Here is a 15,204-nt window from a genome sequence, read left to right as displayed (position 1 = left end):
TCACCTCATAAAAATAGTGGCAACTTTGCGGGCTGCCCTCAATGCATGGCCGATGCCTGGCACGTCGTAAATTCGATTGATTTTACGGCCCATCCGAACAAATTTGGAGCGGCGGTACATTTCGACCTCGGCTTTTAACCCCTGAATTGCTTCAACTGCGGACTGTCCGGCGTCGTGATTGCCTGAGTAAAGCAATTCGGCATCAAGCTCCCGCGCCAGTTTTAATATCTTCGTCTTGTAAAGACTGGCTTCCGAGCGAAGTTCGTTCAGCCGTTTATTCAAAGTTTCAATAGCCTCGGACTTTGAAGTTAATGATTCTTCGAGAAATTCGATTTTTTTCCAAGGAGATATGAACGATGGGTATGAAAGTGTAGAGATAACGGACGTTGTCTTGGGGTCGACACCCCACAAGCCCACAAAATAAAAGCAGTTCGCTTGAGACGGGGCCACATGCGCGGCGGGAGGTATAACTGACGCAGACGATACAGGAGAGGCATCGAGAATATCCAGCAGCCGTGCGTTGTCTTTCAGCGACAGCGCGTCATGAACAGGAATATTGATCATCCCTTGCGTAGGAGTGCCGAAAAGCCACCCATTCGCCTTTCCAAGAACGCCCTCAGTCAGTGCTTTGAATTCGTCGAACGTGTACGCCCCAAGATGAAAAGGGTTGTCGTTGTCACTCGAGAAGTCGTTCTTCTCGTTCGGGCAGCTTATTGCAACAACCGCCGCTTTATTCAGAAGCTTCTTGATCGCCTTTAAAAATGTCAGCGGTTCCTGAAGGTGTTCAATGGTTTCGAAGCACGCTACCACGTCAAACTTCTTTTCTTTGAGAAGCGTGTCGACCTGGTGCGCATCATATGTATGAAATTTAACCGTGTCGGTCGCGAACAGCTTGCTGGCGTTGTTGATGGCTTCGTTAGAAACATCAACCCCTACCACTTCTTTGGCACCCCACTTTGAAAGGAGCGCAGAGCCATAACCTTCGCCACAAGCGATGTCTAGAACAACTTTACCGGCGCATATTGAGCGCAATATCTCATATCGTCCGACATGTTGGCTGGCATAAAATGGATCATAATGATCGCTTTCCAAATGCATACGTTCTTCAGACATGAACTCTCCCGCAAAGCGAATTAAAGGCATTATTATTAAGTAGCCTAACCAAAAAGGCGAAGACGCTTACGTGCAGCAGAGCGCAGGGCCAGGCTGATAGCTCGTTGTGGCTCGTTTGGTGAGGTACCCCTGTGATAGCTTCACTCACTTGATTACGAAGCGCCACGTAGGGACTTCATTGCATAGTTTTCGTTCCAATGACAACGACAAATAGTCGCCTCGACTGACGGAAAAACCTGACAGGTTAGAGGCGGGATAAGCGGCCATCTAATCGATAATGGTGAACTTCATGCGCCGTGAGTCTGGCCTTCGCCAGAGATTTCAAACGTTTTGAAACCAAGTCCTGCGCATCATCAGTGCCCACGCAATATCATTGTCAGCTGTTTGGCCATTCGTTCTGCAGCAGCAGATGGTATCCTATGTGCGAAGCGCCGCTTTGCTTGGGATGTAGACGGTTCAGGTGCTGCGCAAGTTAGCGCAGCACCGTTCACTGTGCCCCTTGTATGTGAGGTGATTCCAGGAGCTAGGTGACGTGGCAGTTGATCGAACTCGGCCTTGGTTGGCCCATGGGCCCGTTTGCAGTGTCTATATGGCGGTATTCGTCGTGGATGAAGCCATATGCACGTCCTGTTGGTCTGAAACTAATTCTATAAGCGGCTGAGCATTTGTCATTCGCGCTGCAATTCGATAATGCACTCATAGTCAGAATGAGAAGGATGCTGGAATGAAAACGATATTGAACAAGATCCGATCGCTAGCTTCCAGCGTCGGCACATGTCGTTCAGAACAGGAGGTAGATCCGATCTTTTCCGTTCGTCAAGAAATGGCCAGCGTTACCAACTACGAAAAGCTGTACGCACAAAATTATTACGCCCATCAATCCGACTCCACATCCTACGACGTCGAACGGTTTCCACGACTACTTCGGCAGTTGGCCGGCGAACTTGGCGTTGATAGCCTTTTGGATATCGGTGGTGGTAACGGCAAACTCTCTCATATCTGGCGCGAGGGTGGTGGGAAAGCTGCCTCATTAGACTATTACGATAATCCAGAAGCATTTTGTAAGAAGTTTGATTTATCTCGAAATGATGACTGTAAAACGTCAGAAATTTCGTCTTTTCTTTCGAATTCACTTGGAAAAGCTTGGGTTTCCACCTGTCTGGACGTCGCAGAACACATAGACAATGAGCATCTCGCTGACTTCATGTTAAATCTGAAAAGCATAACGGGAAAAGCTCTTGTTATCTCCATCAGTACGCGCCCAAGCTCACAAGCTAATAGTTTTCATTCGACTGTGATCCCAATTGAAACCTGGAAGAATATTTTCCAAGCATCCGGATTTGAAATTTATTCAGACAATTATTTCGATGAGCTGGTTCGAGATGTTCATTTTGTAGGAACTGGGGCGGACATTATATCGGTTTCTCATTGGCACAAGCTTAATCCTTTTCGTGACGACAAGAATCATCAACATTATCTGATCGTACGGAACAACAGGAAAAAGAAAGCTCCGTCACTGCCTGCTCTTCGAAAGAAACTGTCGGATATTCTGGATATTTCTTACAGATGGAAAAAGAGAGCCTTAAAACGTACATATCCGAAGCTTACATACTCAATTCACTTCATCCAAGATTGGACTTTTGCCCGTAGCATTATGGATGCGTGGCCGGCTGATCTCTTGCGTGTAACGTTGCGCGAAGATTGTATCAGCAAATCATATCAGAAGATAATCAAAGGATTTCTAACCCAAAAGGGTATCGAATTTACGACCTTAAATACTTCAAATGATGCTCGTTCGCTCATCTCTTCGTCTCCTAAAGAGAATGAAATGTGGATGACTGCAACGGAAGGAAATCATAGCGTCACGCATCAGTTAAACTCATCCGTTATGGTCATGGCACGAGAGGCTGGATACCATACTGTTTCGCTTCAGCACGGTATGACTATCGCATCCTCAATATCTCCTGCTTCAGAAGTGATCGGCGTGTGGGACAGTAAGGCACAAGGCGCATTCGCCGCTGCTGTAGCAGACCCTTCAGCCCATAGTATTGAAGTTGTTGGTTCACCTAAAGCCATGGATGCGTCAATCGAACAACATCCTGACGCTATTGCTAATAGGTTTGGCGATTGGACAAATGAATTCAATAGTAAGATTCTGGTTGCACTGAATCTTCATTGGTCAGTTCATCGCCACGGAGTAAACGAAACTTACGCCTGGATAGAACGTTTAGTTACTAAAAACCCAGAACACTTGTTTTTCATAAAACCCCATCCTGATGACAGTTCAATCTATGATTTCTTCTCTGAGAAACTATACCAGAATGCTGTTCTAATTGATGATATTTTGCTTACATCAATAGATTGGCCACTAATGCGGCTCTTGAAGGCGGTTGACGGCGCGATTACTACACAATCAACCTTGATACTTGATGCCAATATAGCAGGCACACCTGTTGTTCGGCTTCCAGTAGAGGAGTCCAAAGCCTTTGGCGCAGGTCTAACAAGCGGCTCTTTGTCGTTTGACGACGTGTCGGTCGTACCGATGATATCGAGTGATGAATGGGTCCAAGGCGCCATCCCAGTTGCCCTGTCAAAATCGGCGGTGTCTTTAGCAGATTCCGAGGGGAAGCGTACGTGTTTTTTCTCAAATATCGTTGCTCTGAGCAGTAAGCAGGCAGGCTTAGATGCCGGTTCCGTTAAGGCTTCCACAGCTAAAGCCCTTTCTGAAGCAATGCAGTACGTGAACCTGAATAACAATCCACATAAAGATATTCGTGCAATTGATGAGGCGTTGGAAAGATTTCTTGGCTAAATATATATGCAGCAGTTATTTTGATGCATCCGCCGTTGATTCAACAGACGGGTCTTCAACTGGCCATTCTACAATCATCACATGGTATTTTTGCCAGATCGTTCAGTCGGCAATTCAAAGGATCTATTTTAGCAAGAATGAACAGGTCGTTTCAAACTTTGCATTCTCAGTCATTGTAAAGCTTTAGTCTGTTGAAACACGCAGGATATTAAGTGCGGTTTCCCGCCCCTATTTCTCCGGTCTATTGCGGGCAGTTGTCAGTGATAGGGATATTTCGCATGGGTTGGCGATCTGCGCGGTGCAAGGTGATTGATCTTTGGACGTTGCACAGTAGTAGCCACGTCGAGGAACCCAGCATTTACCGAACGTTGTAACGGGTGGCTTGTCGTAGAATGCTTTCGACCCGTTACTGGTGTCATTTATGGAATCCTTGCCACAACGGCGCTCTTCACGCATTTAAAGACTGGCAGCAGCAAGGTAAGCCTCCGGTGAAGGCCACAGGTCAGGCAGCTTGAGCGTTGACGGTCCGCGGCGTCCAATTCCACGGAAGCAACTGCTCCAGCCTGATAATCGGCGTGTCGGCGATGCGGGCAAGAACGTCGGCCAGCCACGCCTGCGGATCGATGTCGTTGAGCTTTGCCGTCATGATCAACGTTGCCATGAAGGCTGCACGATCCGCGCCGCGGTCTGATCCGGCGAAGACCCAGGACTTCCTACCGAGTGCAAAGCCTCGCAGGGCTCGCTCCGCGGCGTTGTTCGTGAGGCAAATCCGGCCATCCTCCAGGAATGACGTGAAGCCATCCCAACGCTTGAGCATGTAATCGATCGCCTCGGCGACCGGAGAACTGCGTGACAGTTTTGCACGCTCGGTTTGAAGCCAAGCATGCAGATCGTCGACGAGCGGCAGGTTTTCCTTGCGGCGACGTTCCAGGCGTTGATCGGCCGTAAGCCCGTTGATCTCCCGCTCGATATCGAACAGGCCGTCGATCCGTTTGACGGCTTCGAGCGCCATAGGCGAGATCGGCGCGGCGTTCTTTCCACGCTTGGCGTTCGCATTAATGTCTGCGAGCACGAACAACTTGCGACGCGCGTGTGCCCAACAAAACGCCTGTCTTAGCGGATTTGGATCGCGATCACCCTTGAACAGCGGATTGTAGCCACCATAGGCGTCCGCCTGCAGAATACCGGTGAAGGTCTTCAGGTGGCGCTCCGGATGTTCCTGTCGTCGATCGCGCGAGGCATAGTAAAGGGCTGCCGGCGGCGAGAGGCCTCCGAACGGCCGATCATCCCGGACATAAGTCCAGATGCGGCCCGTATCGGTCTTTCCCTTGGCCAGGATCGGCACTGTCGTGTCGTCACCATGCAGGCGCTCAGCGGCAAGAACATGCGCTTCGATCAGACAATGAAGTGGCTTCAACGTCGCGGCGCAAGCTCCGACCTGATCTGCAAGCGTCGATAAACTAAGTCGACGCCTTCAGGAGCATAGCGTTCGCTCTGACGATTGAGCGGCTGGTGCTGGGCAAACTTCTCGAACAGGATCATCGCCAGCAGATTTGGCCCGGCAATGCCGCGTGGCGTTATATGGAAGGGAGCCGGTGGCTGCGTGATCTTCTCGCACTCGCGACAGGTAAACTTCTCCCGTACCGTCTGGATGACCTCCAGGGTCTCGGTGATGTCCTCGCCAAGCTTCGACAATTTGGCCGATCCGCAGCGGGCGCAATTGGCGGGAGCGGCGATGACGATGCGCTCGCGTGGCAACGGACGCCTGCGCTCGAAGGCTTTGACGGTTGAAGCTTTGGCTGCGATCTTCGCGGCCAGTTCATCTTCACCGGCGTCCGCTTCCAATTACTCGAGTTGCAGTTCCATCTGCTCCAGGAGCCGCGCCTTGCGCTCGGACCGGCTGCCGTAGAGTTCATGGCGGACCTTGTCGATCTCCAGCTTCAGCCGAGCGATCAGCGCTTCGGAATGCGATACGAGTGCCTTTGCACTGGCGGCTTCTGCCTTGGCGGTTGCCGCTTCTGCTTCGGCTGTAACACGTCGAGCGCGTTCCTGGGCCAGCAGTGCAAGGGTACTGGCAAGGTCGTCCGGAAGCTCTTCGGTCGCGTCGTTCATGACAGGATGGAATCATATTTGACCCCATCATTCCAGTGTTTTTGCTTATCCGGCCGACGTCGGCCGCCAGGTCTTTTGCGGCATCCGCCAGTCGATACCTTCCAGCAGATAACCGAGCTGCGCAGGTGTGATCACCACCGTGCTATCGGCCGCTGATGGCCAGATGAAGCGGCCACGCTCCAGCTTCTTCGTGAACAGGCAAGCGCCCTGGCCGTCATGCCAGATCACCTTGATCAGGCCACCGCCGCGGCCGCGGAATACGAACAGGTGTCCACACATCGGATCACGCTTCAGCGCCTCCTGCACCATCAACGACAGACCGGGGAAGCTCTTGCGCATGTCCGTATAGCCCGTGGCCAGCCAGACCTTCACGCCAACAGGAACCGGGATCATCGCGGACCCAATACGCAATCGAGAATCCGGCCAAGCGCGTCCGTGTCAATATCACTATCCACGCGGACCCGACGGCCCCGGCCGAGCTCGATCGTTACATCGCTGCGCATCCGACGAGGATGGGATGTGGTGGGCGCTTCCAGCTGAACGGGAGAGACTGTCGAAGCGGCCTCGGATACGATCACCGGCACCAAAGTCGCCGTATCAGACCTTGGCTCCTCGATCCGGCAAAGCTCTTTGCGCCAACGGAACAACTGGCTGACATGGATGCCGGCCGCGCGGGCAATCTCGGAGATTACCGCGTATGGCTCAAAGCAGGCAGCGACGAGGCGCTCTTTATCTTCGCGTGACCAGCGCCGACGGCGCTCCACGGACGTGATCACCTCAATTGGATGCTCCGTCATATGACTACTCCTAGTGTTACCACTAGGACTGGCAGTCAGCAGGCCGTCATCGCAAGACGGCCTTCACCGTGGGCTTACGCAGCAAGTGCGTGGAGGTGTGTTGACGGGTGCGTCTCAGGCTTGAAGGTTTGGGTTGCCAGTTCTGACAGTAGGCGACTACAAGGGATTGTAATCTCATTAAATGGCTGTCCGGTGGTAAACGATAACTCTACCTCATACAGACTACGAAAACGCCATCTCGCTGCTCGATTTCCCAGAAGCGTGGTTCTTTATGATTTGCGCATGCGCCAGCAGGGGGAGGGACTTGTTTGTATTTCACGGGGCTAGCCAGCCAAAGGACAGAGTTGTTGCTCCAGGTTGTGTCGAAGGCCGACAGTCCATTGTCCATAGACACATATGGATTCATTTTCGCACCATTCTTCCACGTACTAACTACAGCTATACCGGTCTCTGGCGTGATTGGGGTGATGTCATTTATCGCAGACAAAATTTGCTTCGCCGCAAATTGGTCAACAAGGTTTTGGGATTTGGCCCCGGCGAAAACATTCATCTGATGGACTGCTGACGCTGCGATAAACATACTAAAAGCTAAAAGAATCAGCCGGTTATTCAGGTGGCGTTTAAAGTGCCCTGTGATGACGAACAGCAAGCCAAGTTCAAAGAAAACGGAGGCGGATATGCTTCTTGGAGAAGGCCAGAATAAATCAGAAAATAGATTTAATGGGCTGGGAAAAATCAAAAAGGCGCAGGCTAGAGCCGCCAGAGCCATTACTCCTCCGCTTGCAGAAGCCTTTCTGAAGTGCAGAACAAGAGCCACGATGGTCGTTAAGTTCACGATTAAAAAGACTAGCCGCTGAATTACTGGATATATATTATTAACCGCTGTGATACCAAAAAGAATTTCATTCAAGGCGGAGAAGTAGACGGGCAGGTTCGTTATTAGGTTCTTTGGGGCTATTGCTCGCCCATGTCCATCTGAAAAGAGTTTTACAGACAGAAGAAAGAGCGCTGCCCCCAACACAAAAGCGATTGGTGCCCGGATAACATCCTGGAACAGCTTCGACGTATCGATGGGGCCTCGCAGCCACTTGTTAATAGCTGACAACGATGCTGCGAATAGAATAATAAGTGCAGCCGGCTGATAAGACATTAGAGACAGGGCAACTAGTATCCCAGCAACAACTGCCCACATCGCTCCAGGTTTCATCAACGATAGGATGGCTAACGCAATAAAAATAAAACCAAATCCGAAAACAGAGTAGGACATCGGGTAGTAGAATATGTTTGTAAAATACCCATGAACGGCTACCAGAACTATAAAGTAAGGTAGATTTGAAATAGGTAATTCTGAGTAACGTAGGACTGCATAGCAAGTAAGAAAAATTCCTATTATTAGTGACGATACCCACAGATAAAAGACGTCATTATAGTGTATGCCTGTTTTCAAAAAGGGTTGAGAAATCAATACAATGAAATAACGAAAATTGTTCCAATGAGTTTGAATAGATGAAAAATCAGTCGCTGACCGCGTATTCTGGTAAATGTCATCGGGGCTAAACACTCCTAGAAAAAGCCAGATCACGGATAAAAGGAACAGAACAGATAGAAATAAATGCGTGTAGAAATTCTTACCGTTATTCATCATTTTAAATGCCCTAGAATGTTCACCCGATCAAATCGCTGATACGCAGCCATCTTTTTGTAAAAGAAGGAGGTCGCCCGTGCAATATAGCCAGATATGCCAACCACATTGGTGAATTTAGTGTTGTTCACTTTTTAAACACCCAAGCCCGTGAAAGAATGAAAAACAATACCGTATATGACGTCATTGCCACCACCTGTGGCATTAGGACTTGGTATTGAGCCAGCGGTAACGATAGATGCAATACGTAGACGTTAACGGCATAACAGATACCGAAGGCTACTAGAAAACGAAGGGTCCTTGTCCAACTGCTTTCGGATCTGAATGTCCATTTCATGTTTCCAAAGTAGCTATTTACAAGTCCGGCAACGTATCCAGCGGCATTGGCTACAAACGGGGAAGCTCCGAGCCATGTCAGAACCGCAATAACCAGAAGCGTGATGAACGTGTTGAGTAAGCCAACCAACCCAAACCGCCCGAATTGCATTATCACATTCATTGCGCGCCCGTTAGAATTCGTTTGATGCTGCTTCTGACAGTTGTTAAGCAACTGGACAAGCGAATTTCGGGGCTTAATATGATTTTTATTTCCATTGTCGTGCCAGTTTATTCTGGGGAGGCTTATTTACGGCAGCTCTGCGAGCGCGTGGCTCGTGTACGTTCGAAGCTGACCGACGCGGGTGCGCCTTTTCAGGTGTCCGAGTTGATCTTCGTGGAGGATGGGGCGAAGGATGCGTCTGGTACGATCATTGATGATCTAGGATCTGAATTCGATTGGGTAAAGCCCCTTCATTTGTCACGGAACTACGGACAGCATGCGGCCACTGTCGCGGGCATAATGAAGAGCACCGGCGATTGGGTGGTGACAATGGATGAAGATCTGCAGCATCCTCCCGAGGAGGTTGAGGGCCTTTTGGAGAAAGCTGTTAAGCTGGGTTGCGATATTGTTTACGCAAACCCGGAAGAGGCTGTGCATCAGAGTTTTTTGCGTGATTGGACGTCGAAAACTTTCAAGTCTTTGATGGTCCGTCTGAGTGGCAATAGAAACATCACTGTATTCAACAGCTTTCGGCTTATTCGTGGCAGCGTAGCTCGTGAGGCTTCGCAGGCATGTGGCCATAGCACCTATTTCGATATGGCCCTTTCGTGGTTTACGCAGCGGGTCTCAAATGTCACGATGCTTTTGAAGGATGACCGATATATCGTAACTGGAAAGAGCGGTTACAATCTCAAAAGTCTGTTCAGCCACGCCCGCCGTCTTCTATTCTCAACGCAAGTGAAGGCTTTGCGCATTGGAAGTGCGGTAGGTGGATTGGCTGTGTGCCTCGCATTTCTTTTCTCATTTGTTGTGATCGTGACTAAGCTTATTGATCCGTCGATGATGCCTGTGACCGGATGGGCCTCACTGATGATTACGATCATGTTCTTCGGTGGAGTATCCATTTTCCTCACAGGATTAGTAATCGAGTACATCTCGATTCTCATTATGGATACCCACGGAAAGCCGCTTTACAATTTTGTCGACCGTAGTTCTGACAAGATATTGGCGAGCTACTTTCGGGGCAATTCAGCGCCTCAAGAATAGAAACATGCCAGTGACAGCTGCGATGGACGTATAGCCAAGGAGCCATGGTGGCGTTTGTCGATTGCCAGGCCTCGCTAGTGTCTGATTCGGTCTCACATAATAGAACGGATAGAAATGAGCCGAGCAGAAGATGGTTTGTCACCCGCGGCCAATCGTTCTGGCAGGCGAAGCTTGATTTTTTTGTTGCCGATAGAGGAGTTGTTCGCCTCTTCGATCTGCATGTCGCTACTCAGCACGCCAGTGAAAAAATAGAAGGAACACCCATTCACCATGCTCAGCAGATTTGTCTTGCACGGGTGGCCGAGTTCTTTTTTGGGGGGCGTCAATGGTGGAATCGTTCACCAACGAAGCGGGTTGCCTAAATCGAAGTATAATATAATCGGAATCTCTTCATTCGATGTGCCTTCTTCGGTCTCTGCTGTAAACTAAAATAATCTAAGCCCATGGGTTCTATAAAATGTCATGGCGGACTGGATGAAAATTTTTATATGCCAGTGCCCCTTCTTCGAAGCATGTCCCCCCGCATGTACTACTCGTATCATTGGTACATAAGCTGTATTGGCAATTTTTCTTGATCTTAGGGAGAGATCAAAATCCTCGAAATATAGAAAGTATTTATCACTGAAGCCGCCCGTATTTCTTAAAGTAGCGCGTCTAAAGAACATGAAGCATCCGCTCACTATGGGAGGATTCCAGAAGACGGCGTTTTGTGTTTCAGCCTGCAATTCATATCGTGCCAAGCGTGCAGAGAAAAACGTGCGAACTAGCTGGGGCGCAAAACCTCTTAGAAGTAAGTCAAATACAGCCGGATAGCTTTTGCATAAATATTGTCGTTTCTCATTTGGCCAGGTGGCATGAGGGCTCAATAGCCCACAATTTTCATGAGTTCTCATAAATGCAACTGCATTTATGAGCGCATCAGGATCAAGCTGGATATCCGGATTCAGAATGAGGTGAAACTCACCCATCTCGCGCATTGCAAGATTATGAGCCCTGCCAAAGCCGATATTCCCCTGTCCCTGAATTAGAGTAACTGGTAATTTAGGATAGCAGCGCAGCAAAAATGAGGCGACGTCATCACGAGAGGAGTTGTCCACAATTGTGATTGAGAAAGAGTCGGATGAAAAAGCCTGCAGTGCAGTTTGTAGGCTATCCAGAGTTTTTTTAAATTCAGCGAAGTCCGGATTAAATGTAACGATTGAAATCGTGAGCAATGGCTGCTTATTGATTTGAGGATCAGCAGCTGAAGAGCAATAGGTCATTCTTTGAATTCTCGGTTCGCCACGTGGGTCTGGCGGTTGTCAAAAGGAAGCCATCATCTTAGGCACGGTACGTGCTTATATGACGAAGCGAAAGAAGTAAGATGATAGGATGTGAAATCGCATGAAAGGAATTATTCTCGCTGGTGGTAGTGGTACGAGACTGTACCCTTTAACAATCGCGGTCTCAAAGCAGATTTTGCCGATTTATGATAAGCCGATGATCTATTATCCCTTGAGTGTGCTTATGCTCGCGGGCATTCAGGATATTTTGATCATCTCGACACCGCATGACTTGCCCCTGTTTCAGAAATTGCTCGGCGATGGCTCAGAATTTGGAGTGAATTTCTCATATGCCGAACAAGCGCATCCTAATGGTTTGGCCGAAGCTTTCATCATTGGTAGAGAGTTCATCGGCGACGACAGCGTTGCGATGATCCTTGGCGATAACATCTACTTCGGTGATGGCCTTTCAAAATTGTCTCAGCTCTCTTCGCAACCAATGAAAGGCGGAACTGTTTTCGCTTACCGCGTTGATGATCCGCAGCGTTATGGTGTGGTGGACTTTGATAACAAGACAGGTCAAGCAATATCGATTGAAGAGAAACCGGAAAAGCCAAAGTCCCATTGGGCTGTCACCGGTCTGTATTTTTACGACAATCAAGTTGTCGATATCGCGCGCTCAATCAGACCTTCCGCTAGGGGGGAGCTGGAAATTACTACTGTCAATAATGTTTATCTCGAACGTGGTGAGTTAAACGTTCAGCGATTCGGGCGCGGTTATGCCTGGCTGGATACAGGTACACACGATAGCCTTCACGAAGCGTCGTCATTTGTTCAAACGATCGAAAAGCGACAGGGTATCAAGATAGCTTGTCCAGAGGAAATCGGTCTGGATAAGGGCTGGCTGAGCAGTGAAGCGGTGTTGGAACGTGCAGCCAAGCTTGGTAAAACCGAGTATGCAGCTTATTTGCGCCGACGTGTTGACGAACTAGGGAAAATTTAATGGAAGTCCGCCCTTTAGGTTTAGATGGTGTTTTTGAGATACTTCCACGAAAGTTCGGTGATGATCGTGGGTTCTTCTCCGAAACCTACAAGGCCAAGGCGTTCAGTGATGCGGGTATTGACTTCCATTTTGTTCAGGACAACCACTCCTTTTCGGCGGCCAAGGGAGTAGTGCGTGGTCTTCATTATCAACTGCCACCATTTGCTCAGGATAAACTGCTCCGCGTTGTTCGCGGTGCAATCCTAGATGTTGCGGTCGATATTCGTAAAAGCTCGCCGACTTTCGGGAAGTGGGTCGCGCAGGATGTCTCGGCTGACAAGTGGAACCAGATTTTGGTTCCCAAAGGCTTTGCCCATGGTTTCATGACGCTCGTTGAGAACACCGAAGTCGTCTACAAAGTCACGGATTACTATTCGCCGGAACATGATCGCTCGATCCGTTTTGACGATCCCGCTATCGGTATAGACTGGCCGATTTCCGCTTCCGGTATACAACTGTCGGATAAGGATAGGAACGCGCCGTTGCTTGCCGATGCAGAAACCTTTGCTTGAGGAATGATATGAATATTCTCGTCACTGGCGGTGCAGGCTTCATCGGTTCGGCTGTGTGCCGTCATCTGGCCGCTGACCCGAAGGTCAATGTTCTCAATCTCGACAAGCTGACCTATGCGGGCAATCTCGCGTCGCTGCGTCAGATCGAAAACCACCCGAACTACAGTTTCCTGCAGGCCGATATCTGCGACGACAATCTAATTCTGGACACGCTGCGTTCGAATGATGTCGATATCGTCATGCATCTGGCGGCGGAAAGCCACGTCGACCGTTCCATCGATGGTCCGGCGGCGTTCATCGAAACCAATATCATCGGTACGTTCCGCCTGCTCAACGCGGCGCTTGCCTATTGGCGTGAACTGCCGGAACCGCGCAAATCTAACTTCCGCTTCCACCACATCTCGACCGACGAGGTGTTCGGTGACCTGCCGTTCGACAGCGGCATTTTCACGGAAGAAACACCCTATAAGCCATCGTCGCCCTATTCGGCTTCGAAGGCTGCGTCGGATCATCTGGTGCGCGCATGGCACGAGACCTATGGTCTGCCGGTCGTTCTCTCGAACTGCTCGAACAATTACGGCCCGTTCCATTTCCCGGAAAAGCTCATTCCGCTGGTGATTCTCAACGCGCTCGATGAAAAGCCGCTGCCGGTTTACGGGGCAGGGGCGAATGTGCGTGACTGGCTTTATGTCGAGGATCACGCCCGCGCGCTGGCTTTGGTCGCGACGACTGGCAAAATCGGAGAAAGCTACAATATTGGCGGACGTTCGGAGCGCACTAACCTCAATGTCGTGGAGACGATCTGCGCCATTCTCGACAAGAAGCGCCCGCGCGCCAATGGCAAAAAATATGGCGACCTGATCACATTCGTGACGGATCGTCCGGGGCATGACCGCCGTTACGCCATCGATGCTTCCAAGATTGAGCGTGACCTCGGATGGACGCCGCAGGAAACTTTCGAAACCGGCCTTGAAAAGACCATTCAATGGTATCTCGATAACGCATGGTGGTGGGAGCCAATCCGCAGCGGCACCTATGCCGGTGAACGTCTCGGCGGAGGTCAAGCCAAGACCGGTGTCGCCAAGGCGGGTGCGGTATGAAGATAGTCGTCACCGGGCGGGAAGGGCAGGTCGTTCAGAGTCTTCTGGAAAAGGCCGCTCAGCGCCCGGATATTGAAGTGATTACTCTGGGTCGGCCGGAACTCGATCTGGCCGACCCTGCAACCATCCGCAAGGCGATTGTCGATGCCAAGCCGGATGTCGTCGTGTCGGCTGCGGCCTATACGGCTGTGGATCAGGCCGAGGATGAGCCGGAACTGGCCTTTGCGGTGAATGCTGCAGGTGCTGCTGCTGTTGCGGAGGCGGGGAAAGCCTGCGGCGCTCCGGTCATTCATTTGTCGACGGATTATGTTTTCGCGGGCGATAGCGATAGACCCTATGTCGAGACCGATCCGACCGGTCCCCGCAGTGTCTATGGCAGCTCCAAGCTTGAAGGCGAAAGGCTGGTTGCCACGGCGCATCCGCGGCATATCATCTTGCGCACGGCCTGGGTTTACAGCCCTTTCGGCAAGAATTTCGTCAAGACGATGCTGCGTCTCGCTGAAACCCGCGACGGCCTGTCGGTCGTGTCCGATCAGTGGGGCAATCCCACTTCAGCGCTCGATATTGCCGAAGCGATCATTCGCGTGGCGGATCATCTCGCCGCAAAGCCGGATTTTGCTGGTTATGGCGTCTATCATCTTGTCGGCACGGGCGACATCAACTGGAGCGGTTTTGCGCGCGGGATTTTCGCTGAAAGCACTAAGCAAGGCGGCCCGACCGCTGAAGTGATGGATATTGCGACTGCAGAGTATCCGACCAAGGCGACGCGCCCCGCCAATTCACGCCTTTCTACAGAGAAGTTCAGCGCGACATTTGGCTGGACCATGCCGCATTGGCAGTCGTCACTAGGGGATGTGGTGGCAAGGCTGGTTTAGCGAAACTTCTCGGCTTCCATCGTTGGCCAGTATCACGTGATCTTTTAGTTCTGCGGAAACTGCTATCCCACAACAATGTCGGCGGGGATATCTTCCCGATCCGCTCAGAAAAAAAGGTCGTTTGGCTACAAATTCGAGATACATGCAATTACTTGATTGCGACTTTGTTTTATTGGAACTAAATCCGGTCCACAAATGGAAGATGATTGCATCTATCGGAGCGACGCATGTGTGGAATTATCGGTATTATAGGCAAGGATGAAGTCGCGCCGCTTCTGGTCGATGCTCTGAAACGACTGGAATATCGCGGTTATGATTCCGCCGGTATCGCCACCTTGCAGGGCGGAAAGCT

13 protein-coding genes and 1 pseudogene are annotated in these 15,204 nt (G+C 50.4%); 7 read left to right on the top strand and 7 right to left on the bottom strand.

Annotated elements, in window-relative coordinates:
• On the bottom strand, positions 1-1,113 hold the full coding sequence (locus JAU75_RS04440) for a class I SAM-dependent methyltransferase (RefSeq protein ID WP_199054983.1): 1,113 nt from the start codon (positions 1,111-1,113) through the stop codon (positions 1-3).
• Positions 1,114-1,837: 724 nt separating this feature from the next.
• Here JAU75_RS04440 and JAU75_RS04435 point away from each other — a divergent pair.
• On the top strand, positions 1,838-3,925 hold the full coding sequence (locus JAU75_RS04435) for a hypothetical protein (protein ID WP_199054982.1): 2,088 nt from the start codon (positions 1,838-1,840) through the stop codon (positions 3,923-3,925).
• Between the two features lie 502 nt (positions 3,926-4,427).
• Here JAU75_RS04435 and JAU75_RS04430 read toward each other — a convergent pair.
• From JAU75_RS04430 to JAU75_RS24210, 5 genes and pseudogenes are all read right to left on the bottom strand, one after another.
• Positions 4,428-6,037, bottom strand: a pseudogene (locus JAU75_RS04430) (IS66 family transposase).
• Between the two features lie 45 nt (positions 6,038-6,082).
• On the bottom strand, positions 6,083-6,430 hold the full coding sequence (gene tnpB / locus JAU75_RS04425; RefSeq protein ID WP_199054981.1) for an IS66 family insertion sequence element accessory protein TnpB: 348 nt from the start codon (positions 6,428-6,430) through the stop codon (positions 6,083-6,085).
• Positions 6,427-6,834 carry a transposase gene (locus tag JAU75_RS04420; protein WP_199054979.1) on the bottom strand — a complete coding sequence of 136 codons (408 nt, stop codon included), beginning with the start codon at positions 6,832-6,834 and terminating at the stop codon, positions 6,427-6,429. The genes tnpB and JAU75_RS04420 overlap by 4 nt, the downstream gene beginning before the upstream one ends.
• 208 nt (positions 6,835-7,042) lie before the next feature.
• Positions 7,043-8,479, bottom strand: coding sequence for a glucosyltransferase domain-containing protein (locus tag JAU75_RS04415; RefSeq protein ID WP_199054977.1), 1,437 nt, complete (start codon positions 8,477-8,479; stop codon positions 7,043-7,045).
• A gap of 124 nt (positions 8,480-8,603) precedes the next feature.
• Positions 8,604-8,963: a GtrA family protein gene (locus JAU75_RS24210; RefSeq protein WP_199054975.1), complete on the bottom strand. Its 360-nt coding sequence runs from the start codon at positions 8,961-8,963 to the stop codon at positions 8,604-8,606.
• A 36-nt stretch (positions 8,964-8,999) separates the two neighbouring features.
• Here JAU75_RS24210 and JAU75_RS04405 point away from each other — a divergent pair, with 36 nt between their 5' ends.
• Positions 9,000-10,061, top strand: a complete 1,062-nt coding sequence (locus JAU75_RS04405) for a glycosyltransferase family 2 protein (protein WP_199054973.1) — start codon at positions 9,000-9,002, stop codon at positions 10,059-10,061.
• A 47-nt stretch (positions 10,062-10,108) separates the two neighbouring features.
• Positions 10,109-10,423, top strand: coding sequence for a hypothetical protein (locus JAU75_RS04400; protein ID WP_199054971.1), 315 nt, complete (start codon positions 10,109-10,111; stop codon positions 10,421-10,423).
• 63 nt (positions 10,424-10,486) lie between these two features.
• On the opposite strand, the gene JAU75_RS04395 is transcribed toward JAU75_RS04400, so the two are convergent.
• Complete coding sequence (locus JAU75_RS04395; RefSeq protein ID WP_199054969.1) at positions 10,487-11,323, bottom strand: glycosyltransferase family 2 protein; 837 nt, start codon at positions 11,321-11,323, stop codon at positions 10,487-10,489.
• A gap of 121 nt (positions 11,324-11,444) precedes the next feature.
• Here JAU75_RS04395 and rfbA point away from each other — a divergent pair, with 121 nt between their 5' ends.
• Genes rfbA through rfbD form a run of 4 tightly spaced genes read left to right on the top strand, consistent with a single transcriptional unit; the run spans position 11,445 to position 14,852 of the window.
• Positions 11,445-12,326 carry a glucose-1-phosphate thymidylyltransferase RfbA gene (gene rfbA / locus JAU75_RS04390; protein WP_199054967.1) on the top strand — a complete coding sequence of 294 codons (882 nt, stop codon included), beginning with the start codon at positions 11,445-11,447 and terminating at the stop codon, positions 12,324-12,326.
• Positions 12,326-12,877, top strand: a complete 552-nt coding sequence (gene rfbC / locus JAU75_RS04385; RefSeq protein ID WP_199054965.1) for a dTDP-4-dehydrorhamnose 3,5-epimerase — start codon at positions 12,326-12,328, stop codon at positions 12,875-12,877. The genes rfbA and rfbC overlap by 1 nt, the downstream gene beginning before the upstream one ends.
• A gap of 8 nt (positions 12,878-12,885) precedes the next feature.
• On the top strand, positions 12,886-13,977 hold the full coding sequence (gene rfbB / locus JAU75_RS04380) for a dTDP-glucose 4,6-dehydratase (protein ID WP_199054963.1): 1,092 nt from the start codon (positions 12,886-12,888) through the stop codon (positions 13,975-13,977).
• The gene (rfbD, locus tag JAU75_RS04375; protein WP_199054961.1) at positions 13,974-14,852 is read left to right on the top strand and encodes a dTDP-4-dehydrorhamnose reductase; all 879 of its coding nucleotides are present in this window, start codon (positions 13,974-13,976) and stop codon (positions 14,850-14,852) included. The genes rfbB and rfbD overlap by 4 nt, the downstream gene beginning before the upstream one ends.
• Positions 14,853-15,204: the final 352 nt, after the last annotated feature.

This window comes from Ochrobactrum sp. Q0168 (assembly GCF_016427605.1).
Taxonomy (GTDB): Bacteria; Pseudomonadota; Alphaproteobacteria; order Rhizobiales; family Rhizobiaceae; genus Brucella.
Note: the sequence above shows the minus strand (reverse complement) of the source record. Positions and strands in the feature narration are given on the sequence as shown.